Annotated in this window: 4 protein-coding genes; 2 read left to right on the forward strand and 2 right to left on the reverse strand. The window is 48.7% G+C overall.

Annotated elements, in window-relative coordinates; all coding sequences use genetic code 11:
• Together KDK14_RS09930 and KDK14_RS09935 are read right to left on the reverse strand one after the other, a co-directional pair.
• Nucleotides 1–336: hypothetical protein (locus tag KDK14_RS09930; protein WP_257264944.1), on the reverse strand; the 336-nt coding region annotated here is incomplete at its 3' end.
• Nucleotides 288–848 carry a hypothetical protein gene (locus tag KDK14_RS09935; RefSeq protein WP_257264945.1) on the reverse strand — a complete coding sequence of 187 codons (561 nt, stop codon included), beginning with the start codon at nt 846–848 and terminating at the stop codon, nt 288–290. The genes KDK14_RS09930 and KDK14_RS09935, both read right to left, overlap by 49 nt.
• A gap of 488 nt (nt 849–1,336) precedes the next feature.
• On the opposite strand from KDK14_RS09935, the gene KDK14_RS09940 reads away from it, so the two are divergent.
• Nucleotides 1,337–1,768, forward strand: coding sequence for a DnaT-like ssDNA-binding domain-containing protein (locus KDK14_RS09940; RefSeq protein WP_257264947.1), 432 nt, complete (start codon nt 1,337–1,339; stop codon nt 1,766–1,768).
• On the forward strand, nt 1,755–2,489 hold the full coding sequence (locus KDK14_RS09945) for a replication protein P (protein WP_257264948.1): 735 nt from the start codon (nt 1,755–1,757) through the stop codon (nt 2,487–2,489). The genes KDK14_RS09940 and KDK14_RS09945 overlap by 14 nt, the downstream gene beginning before the upstream one ends.
• Nucleotides 2,490–2,541: the final 52 nt, after the last annotated feature.

Here is a 2,541-nt window from a genome sequence, read left to right on the forward strand (position 1 = left end):
ACTGGGTTGGCCCGTGAGTTTAGTGGCATCAGCAGTGACAGATCCCGGCTTCAATAGTGATCCATCTGTGGCAGAAGTGCTCAACGATGAGCGTACTGAGGTTTTACCCTGTTGAGTACTTGCACCCTGAGGTTGCTCACTGAGTGCTGTTTTTCCGCTATCTTCATTATTATTAACCACTACACTACCACGGCTGTGTATTTGCCCCGTAGTCAGGTGTTGCGTTTTAGTCGTAGTAGATTCACCCGATAAGCCGGTACTGAGTGGAGGGGGATAACGGCCAGCAGTCAGTCGCTTTTCATCCGGGGTATGGGAAAGGTCCGAGGGTGTTGCCAATGGTTCAGGTGTGACAGGGGGGGGGGGGGCCTGAATTGTGTTGATTGAGTCTGGTCAGTACGATACTCCCTGTTAACGGATGGTAAACTTGCCAACATGGGCTTTTGTAATAAAAGCCTTAAACGTTCAATCTGTTCTTCTGCCCTGGCGATATAGGTGCGGGGGGCGGTGGTGCTGGCTTCCTTGACAGCAGACGACATATCTCCCTTAACACCCTGGTGCGTTGATGTGCTGCCTGAATTTTCGGTTAAAGCTGATTGATGGTGCGAAATTTCTGGCTTTCTGGCGGGAAGCTCTCTGGTGTTTTCTCCTCTGGTACGCTCCGGGTGAGGGGCGAGGTGAGGAGATAGTTGAAGGGCATCAGAATCAGGAGAAAATTTCTCAGTCTTCATACCGTAGCAAGGGATTCTTGCCTCCTCCCGGGACCGCTCAGTGTCAGAGCCGGGAAGGTTTTGTTCATGGGGACTACGGACGGTTTGGGTATTAACTTTACTTGAATATTGAATGTCCATTCTAACTCTCCTGATAAAAAAAGTGTTCTCCTCAGATCATTGAGATTGTTAGAAAGTTTCCTGAGTTGAGTATTTTTCGATAAGTAGTTATTCGTATTTTTAATTCTTTTGAAATCAGGGAGCAAATTCTTGAAACTGATAATTATGTCAGCGATCTATGGCTGTATAAATATGGTTTAAAATAATGAATTTTAATTATAATCGTTGATACAATAACCCGCCTGTCAGCAAGACACGTGCTTACCTTAATCAATAGGCCTGCGAATCTCAAAAGTGCACTGATTGGTTATGAGGTGGGGCTGTCGGTTTTTGTGTCCTTTACTCATTGCCATATAATGGCTTCAGCAGCAAACTTCCCCGTCCAGGCTTGACGATGACTACTGTCTGGTTTTTTGAACGTGTCGTTTTTCTGTGTTGACGAAGCCGTATGGCAAACAGGGTGATATCATTGATAGACCAGAGACGGGAAGGCAGGTATTGTTGATTACATGACTGACGAGAACAAACATTATATTCGCCAGCGCAATGCGGGTGCATTACCTTGGGAAATTGAGTCGGCTACTCCAAAACAGGAAGAGCATCCTGTTTTTAGTCAGCCTCAACCTGTGATTCGTGAGGGTGCCCGGGTTCAGCCTTTGCCGGAAGATTTTGCGCCATCCCGGGAAATTCTGGAGTTTCTTCAGGCCCATCACGGGATACCCCTGGACTTTATTGCTACCCAACTGATTGATTTCAAGCTTTACTGGCATGAGACGGGTGAGGCACGCAAAGCCTGGCAGAACAAGTTCAAGTCCCACGTTATTTACCAGTGGAAGCGGAATCAAAGTGAAACAGGGCAAAGATCTCATCAATCAACAGCTGAAAAACTTACGGACCGGAGCTGGGACGAAGGCTTCCAGTTCGAAGATGGCGACGAGTGATCAGCGTTTCCTGGCCGAGCAAACGCCGTCGGCCTCTGATCAGGGCGCTTCTGGCTCTGGTACGCATCAGGCTGGTTCCGGGGCCGATCATGTTGATGCCATTAATGCGGTTTTCACGCTCCTGGAAGGTGCCTATCCCCTGAAGTTCAAGCGGGCTTTCCAGACCCATGACGATTTAATGCGTGCCAAGCGGGTATGGAAAAACTCTCTCCGGGAATTCAGTCCCCGTCGTATTTTAATGGCGGCCAAAAAGGCGCTGGATACCGCCAGGTTTTTTCCTGATCTCAGTGATATTCGTGAGCTGTGCAAACTACGATACGATGAAGTGGGGTTGAAAGAACCTTTGCAGGCTTATTACGAAGCCTGTTATGCCCCCCAACAGAACAGAGACTATCCATGGTCGCACATTGCGGTCTATCTTGCCGCCCGTGAAACTGGTTGGATGATGCTGCGCAGTGAGGAGCAGCGGGTCGCTTATCCGGTATTTGAGCGGAACTATGAAATACTCTGTAACCGGGTGCTGGAAGGTGAAGATCTCGAGGCCAGTATCCTGAAAGGGATTGAGGATAGTCGCAGTATAGAAGTCACCCGTCAGGTAGAAGAGGCGGCGCAACTGTATCAGCGGGAGACGATGATTTCCCAGGGTATTGATCCGGATAATGGCGCATCAGCCCGGGAACGGTTAAAGAAAGTGTTTGACCGGGCTGACTCCATTGAGTGAGCAGGGCGATAGAATCGGCCTTACGATCGTTCCAATCAAGGCTAATTTAAAC

The organism is Endozoicomonas sp. ONNA2 (genome assembly GCF_024606365.1).
GTDB lineage: Bacteria > Pseudomonadota > Gammaproteobacteria > Pseudomonadales > Endozoicomonadaceae > Endozoicomonas.